This is a genomic window from Amycolatopsis sp. NPDC004368 (assembly GCF_053602515.1).
The window spans coordinates 1-9,945 of record NZ_JBSGDT010000074.1; the positions used below are offsets into that span (position 1 = coordinate 1).

Consider the following 9,945-nt stretch of genomic DNA (forward strand, 5'->3'; position numbering starts at 1 on the left):
GTGGAGGGGCATGGGACGGGGACTCGGTTGGGTGATCCGATTGAGGTTCAGGCGTTGCTGGCGACGTATGGGCAGGATCGTCCGGTTGATCGTCCGCTGTTGTTGGGTTCGGTGAAGTCGAATATCGGGCATACGCAGGCGGCTGCTGGTGTTGCCGGGATCATCAAGATGGTCATGGCGATGCGCCACGGTGTGCTGCCGCGGACACTGCACGTGGATGAGCCGTCGGGGAATGTGGAGTGGTCGGCGGGTGCGGTGCGTTTGCTGACGGAGCAGAGGCCGTGGCCGGAGACGGGGCGTCCGCGGCGGGCGGCGGTGTCGTCGTTCGGGATGAGTGGGACGAATGCTCATGTGATTATCGAGCAGGGCCCGGACCCGGCCAACGAGACCGAGGCAGTTCCCGGAGCACAAGTAGCTCGAGGTTCGGCTGTGCCTTGGTTGGTCTCAGGGCGTTCCGAGGAGGCTTTGCGATCGCAGGCGGCTCGCCTGGTCGTATGGGCGCGTGCTCAGCCAGAGATTTCGCCGTTGGAGGTGGGGCTGTCGCTGGCCACTGATCGGGCTTCGCTTGATCACCGCGCGACGATTGTCGGGGAATCGCCCGAGGAGCTGGTGCGCGGTCTGGAAGCAGTCTCGAGTGGTGCTGTGGATGCGGTGGTCAACCGCGGGGTGGTCCGAAGTGACAATGAATCATTCGCTTTTGTCTTTTCGGGTCAGGGGTCGCAGTTTGTGGGGATGGGTCGGGGGTTGTATGACTTGTTTCCGGTGTTTGCTGGTGCTTTTGATGCGGTGTGTGCTCGTTTGGATTCTGTAGTGGGTTGTTCGTTGCGGGATGTGGTTTTTTCTGGTGGTTCGGGGGTGTTGGATCGGACGGAGTTTGCGCAGCCGGGTTTGTTTGCGGTTGAGGTTGCTTTGTTTCGGTTGTTGGAATCGTGGGGTGTTCGGCCCGGGTTTGTGGTTGGTCATTCTGTTGGTGAGGTTGCGGCTGCGCATGTGGCGGGTGTGTTGTCGTTGGATGATGCTTGTGTTTTGGTGGGGGCTCGGGGCCGGTTGATGGGGGCGTTGCCTGCGGGTGGGGCGATGGTGGCGATTGAGGCTTCGGAGGGGGAGGTTGGCTCTGGGCTGGTTGGCGGGGTTTCGGTTGCTGCTGTGAATGGTTCTTCGTCTGTGGTGGTTTCTGGTGACGAGGAAGCTGTGCTGGGGCTGGCTCGCGTGTGGGAGGGGCGTGGTCGTCGTACGAAGCAGTTGACGGTGAGCCATGCTTTTCATTCGCATCATATGGATCCGATGATTGATGAGTTTCGTCGCGTGGTGGAAGGGTTGTCTTTTGAGGAGCCGTTGATTCCTTTGGTGTCGACGGTGCTGGGGCGTGTTGCTGGTGAGGATGTTCGTTCTCCGGATTATTGGGTACGTAATGTTCGTGAGCCAGTGTTGTTTGGCGAGGGTGTTCGGGTGTTGCGCGATCTGGGTGTGCGCACGTTTGTTGAGGTCGGTCCAGGTGGTGTGTTGTCCGCTGTGGGGCAGGCGGATGTGGCGGCTGAGGAAGTGATGTTTGTTCCGGTGTTGCGCGGGGGTGGTGACGAGGGTCGGTCGCTGGTTTCTGCGTTGGCGCGGTTGCAGGTGCGGGGTGTTGTTGTTGATTGGGAGGCCTTTTTTGCGGGCCGGGGTGGGTGCCGGGTTGATTTGCCGACGTACGCGTTCCAGCGACAACGATACTGGTCTCAGCAGGTCACTGCGCCGAGCGACCATCGTGAATACGCGGATGCGGACGCTGCATGGTTTTGGAAATCGGTGGAGGGTGCGGACTTCGATTCGCTAGGGTCGGTATTGAAGGTGGGTGCCGACATGCCCTTGCGGAGGGTGCTTCCAGCGCTGGCCGATTGGCGCAGGGCGCGACGCGAGCGGTCGCTACTGGATTCCTGGCAATACCGGGTGAGCTGGCAGCAGATCAAAATCATGTCGAGCCGAATGTCGGGAACCTGGCTGGTCGTAGTGTCGGAAGCCGGCACCGTGCCATCGGAGCTGCACTCTCTTGGTGCTCGAGTGATCGAGGTGGCGTTGGGCGGCTGCCCTGGCCGACTCCGTACGGCGGAGCTACTTCGGCAGGCAGTGCAGGGCTCCGAGGTCTCGGGGGTCCTCTTCCTGCTTGGCGAAGACGAGCAACCGCATCCTGTCCACCGTTGCGTGCCCTCCGGTTTGGCCGCGACGCTGGAGCTCGTGCAGGCCATTGGTGATGCCGGCGTCCTCGCACCGTTGTGGTGCGTGACTCGGAACGCGGTGTCATTGGGAAGCTCCGACAATCCGCCTCATCCGGGGCTGGCTCAGGTCTGGGGACTCGGTCGGGTGATAGCCCTGGAACAGCCGCGCAGGTGGGGCGGCCTCATCGATTTGCAGCCGGGGCAACCGGCCGACCTGTGGGCCCAGGTCGCAGGAGTACTGGGCTCTGATGGCGAAGACCACGTCGCGGTCCGACCATCCGGTGTTTATGCGCGAAGGCTTGTGCGCGCGTCATCGGCTGGCAGTTCGACATGGGTGCCTCGCGGTACGGTGCTAATCGCGGGTGGCACCGGCGGGCTTGGCGCGCACGTCGCTCGATGGGCAGCTCGCGCGGGGGCGGATCACTTGCTGCTGGTGAGCCGGCGCGGTCCCGCAGCGGCTGGCGCGGCCGAGCTGGAGTCGGAACTCGCCTCGCTCGGCGTGCGGGTCACTGTGCGGGCTTGCGATCTATCGGATCGGAAAGCGCTAGACCAGGTCGTGGCGAGCGTTCCTGCCGAAGCGCCTCTGACGACGGTCGTCCATGCCGCCGGCGTTCTCGACGATGGTGTCCTGGAGTCGATGACCTTGGCGAGCTTCGATGAGGTTATCCGGGCGAAGATGGATGCGGCCCTCGCGTTGCACGAGGCTACTCTGTCCCACGACATCTCGGCTTTCGTGCTGTTCTCGTCCATCGCGGCGACTTTGGGTTCTGCCGGGCAGGCCAACTACGCCGCCGCCAATGCGGGGCTGGACGCGTTTGCCGAATGGCGCCGCGCTCAGGGTTTGCCCGCGACTTCGATCGCATGGGGTCCTTGGGCTGCCGACGGTATGGCCTCGAATGATCGGGTGGAGCGCCGGCTCCAACGCTCGGGTTTTCGCGGTATGGACCCCGAGCTCGCGGTATCCGCCCTGGCCCAGGCCGTGGCGGATGGTGAGGCCACCCGGGTCATCGGCGATGTCGACTGGGCGCAGTTCGTCAAGGGGCTGGCGGTCGTGCGGTCCAGTAGTTCTCTGGTCGTCGACATGCCCGAGGCGAGGGAGGCACTACGCAAGGAGCTGCCGCCGGTCGGCGTCAGCGGGGCTTCGATGCTCGAGCGATTGCGAAACGCCTCCGGACCAGAGGGGCGAAAGGTGGTCCTCGACCTTGTGCGGTCGCACGCCGCCGTCATCCTCGGATACCGCTCTGCTACGGAGCTCGAGCCGGACCGGGCGTTCCAGGGCTTGGGTTTCGACTCCTTGACGGCCGTAGAGCTCAGCAACCGGATTGGTGCAGAACTCGGAATTTCCTTGCCGGCCACATTGATTTTCGACCACCCGACGCTGGAATTGCTGACCGATAGCCTCATCGCGGAGCTGCTACCCTCGGAAGACGGGCTCGTGGAGGCCGTCCTCGCGGAGCTGGCTCGGGTGGAAAAGACGCTCTCCAGCCCATCGATCGACGAAGACGCACGTGCTCGCATCTCGGCTCGGATTCGGGCGATGGCCGCCAACGTGACACTTGCCGACGAAACCTCGGCCGAGACCAGGGTCGCGCAAACACTCGAATCCCTTTCCGACGACGACATGTTCGACATAATCGGTAAGAAGTTCGGAATTTCCTGACCTGATTTCCGCTCGGAAACAAATTTCTCGCGTGAGGAAGCTCGAAATGGCGAATGAGGACAAGCTCCGGTACTTTTTGAAGCGGGTCACCGCCGACCTGGAGGAGGCGCAGGAACGTGTTCGCGGTGCTGAGCGCCGTGAACACGAACCTATCGCTATCGTCGCCATGAGCTGTCGCTTCCCGGGGGGAGCGACCACACCCGAACAGTTGTGGAGTTTACTTTCCTCGGGTGCGGACACGGTTTCCGGCCAGCCCGAAGACCGAGGCTGGCAAGCTGGCACCGGGGAACTACGTGGCGCTTTCATTGACGATGCCGCCATGTTCGACCCCGCAGTTTTCGGCATTTCGCCCCGTGAGGCGCTGGCGATGGATCCCCAGCAGCGACTGCTATTGGAAACCTCATGGGAAGCTTTCGAACGAGCGGGCATCGCGCCCCTGTCGATGCGAGGCAGCCATACCGGGGTGTTCATTGGGACGAACGGGCAGGACTACGGCACGTTGCTACTCGACGGGGCCGAAGACCTCACCGGGCACGTCGCAACGGGCAACACTGCCAGCGTCATGTCGGGCCGCGTCTCGTACACGTTCGGACTGGAGGGCCCGGCAGTCACCATCGACACAGCGTGTTCGGCCTCGCTGGTCGCCTTGCACCTCGCAACCCAGGCTCTGCGACGGCAGGAGTGCTCGTTCGCGCTCGCCGGTGGCGCAACCGTGATGGCCACCCCCGGTACATTCGCCGAGTTTGCCAGGCAAGGTGGCCTTGCTGCGGACGGCCGGTGCAAGGCTTTCGCGACGGCCGCCGACGGCACCGGGTGGGGCGAGGGCGTCGGCATGCTTCTACTGGAGAGGCTCTCCGACGCGCGGCGCAACGGCCACCGAGTGCTCGCGGTCGTCCGCGGCAGTGCGGTCAACCAGGACGGCGCTTCCAATGGGTTGACCGCGCCGCACGGCCCATCCCAGCAGAGGGTGATCCTCCAAGCGCTGGCGAATGCGCGGCTGAACGCGTCTGATGTAGACGCTGTAGAAGCACACGGGACGGGAACCCGGCTCGGCGACCCGATCGAGGCACAGGCACTTCTGGCGACCTACGGTAAAGAGCGCGATCGCCCGTTGTGGCTCGGTTCCGTCAAGTCCAACATCGCCCACACGCAGGCGGCGGCGGGTGTCGCAGGCGTGATCAAGATGGTGCTGTCGATGCGTCATGGAATGCTGCCGAGAACGCTGCACGTCGACGAGCCTAGCCGGCACGTGGATTGGGCGAGCGGCGCGGTTTCGCTGCTGACCGAGTCGACGCCGTGGCCGGAGACTGAGGCGCCCCGCCGCGCTGGCATCTCTTCGTTTGGGATCAGTGGCACCAATGCGCACGTGATCCTGGAGCAAGCACCGTTTGACGAGGATCGTGCCAACGCGGGTCCAGCCGACGGCGCCGACGAATTCCGACCGTGGGTTCTCTCCGCTCGTGGGGAGAAGGCATTGAGGGCGCAAGCCGAAAAATTGCTTTCGTACTTGTCCGAGGCGGATCTCGACGCCGAGGATGTGGCATTCTCTTTGGCCACTGGTAGGACGGCGATGGAGAAACGGGCCGTCGTCATCGGAACAAATATCCCCGCGTTGATGGCTGGATTGTCTGCTCTCGCTGACGGCGAGACTAATGAAAACGTAGTTGAAGGCAGTCCGGTCAAGGGCTCGCATGCTTTTGTTTTTTCGGGTCAGGGGTCGCAGTTTGTGGGGATGGGTCGGGGGTTGTATGACTTGTTTCCGGTGTTTGCTGGTGCTTTTGATGCGGTGTGTGCTCGTTTGGATTCTGTAGTGGGTTGTTCGTTGCGGGATGTGGTTTTTTCTGGTGGTTCGGGGGTGTTGGATCGGACGGAGTTTGCGCAGCCGGGTTTGTTTGCGGTTGAGGTTGCTTTGTTTCGGTTGTTGGAATCGTGGGGTGTTCGGCCCGGGTTTGTGGTTGGTCATTCTGTTGGTGAGGTTGCGGCTGCGCATGTGGCGGGTGTGTTGTCGTTGGATGATGCTTGTGTTTTGGTGGGGGCTCGGGGCCGGTTGATGGGGGCGTTGCCTGCGGGTGGGGCGATGGTGGCGATTGAGGCTTCGGAGGGGGAGGTTGGCTCTGGGCTGGTTGGCGGGGTTTCGGTTGCTGCTGTGAATGGTTCTTCGTCTGTGGTGGTTTCTGGTGACGAGGAAGCTGTGCTGGGGCTGGCTCGCGTGTGGGAGGGGCGTGGTCGTCGTACGAAGCAGTTGACGGTGAGCCATGCTTTTCATTCGCATCATATGGATCCGATGATTGATGAGTTTCGTCGCGTGGTGGAAGGGTTGTCTTTTGAGGAGCCGTTGATTCCTTTGGTGTCGACGGTGCTGGGGCGTGTTGCTGGTGAGGATGTTCGTTCTCCGGATTATTGGGTACGTAATGTTCGTGAGCCAGTGTTGTTTGGCGAGGGTGTTCGGGTGTTGCGCGATCTGGGTGTGCGCACGTTTGTTGAGGTCGGTCCAGGTGGTGTGTTGTCCGCTGTGGGGCAGGCGGATGTGGCGGCTGAGGAAGTGATGTTTGTTCCGGTGTTGCGCGGGGGTGGTGACGAGGGTCGGTCGCTGGTTTCTGCGTTGGCGCGGTTGCAGGTGCGGGGTGTTGTTGTTGATTGGGAGGCCTTTTTTGCGGGCCGGGGTGGGTGCCGGGTTGATTTGCCGACGTACGCGTTCCAGCGACAACGATACTGGCCTCAGCGCGTCACTCGCGTTGGTGACCTCTCCTCGGCCGGCCTGAGCTCAGCCGAGCATCCGCTACTCGGCGCCGCTGTTGTTCTCGCCGACGCCGATGGAGTTCTGTTCACCGGCAGGCTTTCGATTGAAACTCATCCTTGGTTCGTGGATCACGCTGTGTCGGGTGTGGTCCTGCTACCGGGCACGGCTTTTGTCGAGCTTGCCACGCGGGCCGGTGATCAGGTCGGATGTACCTTGATTGAAGATCTGACCTTGGAGTCCCCACTGGCGTTACCGGATCACGGTGGGGTAGTCGTGCAGGTCGTGGTGGGGGCTGCCGATGACACCGGCCGCCGGTCCCTCACTATCCACGGGCGAAGGGAAGACGAGTACGACGGAGGGTGGACGCGGCATGCGAGCGGAATCCTCTGCCCCGTCTCGGAAGTCCGTAGCGTTGGCCTGATGGGGCCTGAGTGGCCGCCGGCGGACGCTGAACAGGTAGACGTGTCGGGTCTCTATGAAGAGCTGGCCAGCGCCGGGTTCGGCTACGGCCCGGCGTTTCGCAACGTGCGGGCGATGTGGCGTCGCGGTGACGAGGTCCTGGCCGACGTTGTACTGTCCGAGGAAGAGCAGCGGCAGGCAGGACAGTTCGGCCTGCATCCGGCACTTTTCGACGCTGCCTTGCACACGGTGTGGCAAGCCGGCTTCTTCCCGGAGCCGCGGCTACCGTTCGTCTGGGCCGGCGTGTCACTGCACGCGAGGGGTGCGACTACGGCTCGGATCCGCATTGCCCCCGTCGGCGCCGACAAGATCTCTCTGGAGATCGCCGACGGGATCGGTCAGGCCGTGCTCACGGCCTCGTCGCTGACGCTGCGGCCTGTGGTCGAGCAGCAGCTCGACATCGCTTACCGAGGTACGCAGTCGGTTTACCGGGTGGAGTGGAACCCGGTGGTGTCTGGTGACGCACCGGCCGAAGAGTCGTGGTGGGTGCTCGGCGAAGGGGTGCAGCCCGGTGCTGCGGTGACCTTTCCCGACTTGACGGCCGTGCAGGAAGCTATCGCCAGCGGCCTGCCGGCCCCCGCTTACCTCGTGATCAATGCGCGCGCGGACGGCGACGACACGGTGGCGGCCGCGCACGACGGGACGCAGCGGGTGCTCGATGTGGTCCGGTTATGGCTGGCGGACGAGCAGCTTGCCGAAACGCGACTTGTGGTGGTGACCAGGCGTGCGATGCCCGCCGGCGCGGGGTTCGACATCGACGTTCGAACGGCGCCGGTCTGGGGCCTGCTTCGTTCGGCCCAATCAGAGCACCCCGAGCGCCTCATCCTCGTGGATCTGGACGAGACGGAGAACCCGCTCGCCGCCATACGACAGGCTGTCGCCACAGGCGAAGACCAGAGCGCGTTCCGCGCCGGTGCGGTCTTGGTGCCCCGCCTTGTACGAGCAAGCGGTGCGGAGAGGACCGAGCCGCACTGGAGTGCGGACGGGACAGTGCTGATCACCGGTGGTACCGGTGAGCTCGGTGCTCTGATAGCCCGTCATCTGGTGCTCGAGCGGGGTGTGCGACGGCTGGTCCTCGCCGGCCGGCGAGGACCAGCTGCGGAAGGCGCGCCGGAGCTCGCAGCCGAGCTCGGTTCTTCGGGCGCCGAAGTCAGTTTCGTGGCCTGCGACGTGAGCGACCGCGAGGCCGTCGCGCAATTGCTGGCGTCGATTCCGGTGGAGCACGGGTTGACTGCGGTCATCCACGCGGCGGGAGTGCTCGACGACGGAGTGATTTCGGGGCTGACCTCCGACCAGGTTGATGCGGTCATGGGACCCAAGGTCGACGGGGCTTGGCATCTGCACGAGCTGACCGCGGCGATGGACCTCTCGGCATTTGTGCTGTTCTCTTCTGCCGCAGGCGTGTTCGGTACTCCGGGGCAGGCTAACTATGCTGCCGCCAACGCTTTTCTCGATGCACTTGCTGAACACCGCCGAGGGCGTGGCCTGCGTGCGACGTCGCTGGCATGGGGGCCTTGGGCTGCCTCCGGTGGGATGATCGGCCTGCTGAGCGAGGCGGCGCGTGACCGCATCGGGCGCAGCGGAGTCAGGCCGCTCTCGCAGACGACCGGCCTCCAGCTCTTCGATGCGGCGATGGCGAGTGGCGAGGCCGTACTCGTGCCGGTTTGCCTGGATCTGGAAGCTTTCCGAGCGCACTCCTCGGCTGCAGTTCCTTCGCCGCTGTTGCGCGGTCTCCTGCCGGTCGCACGCCGGGCAGCCGAAAAGGGGAGCGCCACAGGAGCCACGCTGCGGGACCGGCTTGCAAACCTGCGCCCACCCGAGCAGCTGCAACTACTCGTGGATCTGATCCGCGCTCAGGCCGCCACTGTTCTCGGGCACTCCCACCCGGCATCGGTCGGAGCTGAGCAGGCTTTCAGGGACATGGGATTCGATTCGCTTGCTGCGGTAGAATTCCGCAACTGGCTCAACGGCGTCACGGCATTGCGGTTGCCGGGCACGGTGGTCTTCGACTACCCGACGCCGCTTGCCGTCGCCCAGTACGTGCAGGACGAGCTTCTGGGTGCAAGGCGGGCCGCCGTCGTCGAGGCGGCGCCTGTCGCGACGGCCGGTGACCCGATAGTGATCGTCGGCATGAGCTGCCGATACCCCGGCGGCGTCTACAGCCCCGAAGACCTCTGGCGGCTGCTCGAGTCCGGCAGCGAGGGCATTTCCGAGTTCCCGGTCGACCGGGGCTGGAATGTCGAAGCGTTGTACGACCCCGACCCCGGCCACCACGGTACGACCTACGCACGTCGAGGCGGCTTTCTCCACGACGCCGCCGAATTTGATGCGGAATTTTTTGGTATTTCTCCTCGTGAAGCGTTGGCTATGGATCCGCAGCAGCGGTTGTTGCTGGAGACTTCTTGGGAAGCTTTTGAGCGATCGGGCATCGATCCAGCCAAGCTGCGCGGAAGCCGAACTGGTGTGTTCACCGGGCTGATGTACCACGATTATGCCACTCGATTCCCGGAGATCCCGGAGGGAGTCGAGGGGTATTTTGAAACCGGCAACTCCGGCAGTATGGCTTCGGGTCGGGTGGCGTATTCGTTTGGTTTTGAGGGTCCTGCTGTGACGGTGGATACGGCGTGTTCGTCGTCGTTGGTGGCGTTGCATCAGGCGGGTCAGGCGTTGCGTTCGGGCGATTGCGACCTCGCGTTGGTCAGTGGCGTCACCGTCATGTCCACACCGAGGACATTCGTGGAGTTCAGTCGGCAACGGGGATTGTCTGAAGACGGCCGGTGCAAGTCTTTCGCCGACTCGGCGGATGGTACTGGGTGGTCTGAGGGTGTCGGTGTTCTTGTGTTGCAGCGGTTGTCTGATGCTGTGGCGCAGGGTCGTCGGGTGTTGGCTGT

The 9,945-nt window shown here is 63.7% G+C and carries 2 protein-coding genes; both read left to right on the forward strand.

Annotated features, from left to right (window positions below):
- The coding region (locus ACWEOE_RS41835; protein ID WP_452019364.1) for a type I polyketide synthase at positions 1–3,855 on the forward strand (3,855 nt) is incomplete at its 5' end.
- Between the two features lie 31 nt (positions 3,856–3,886).
- Positions 3,887–9,945, forward strand: a 6,059-nt coding sequence (locus ACWEOE_RS41840) for an SDR family NAD(P)-dependent oxidoreductase (protein WP_452019366.1), incomplete at its 3' end; no start/stop codon positions are given.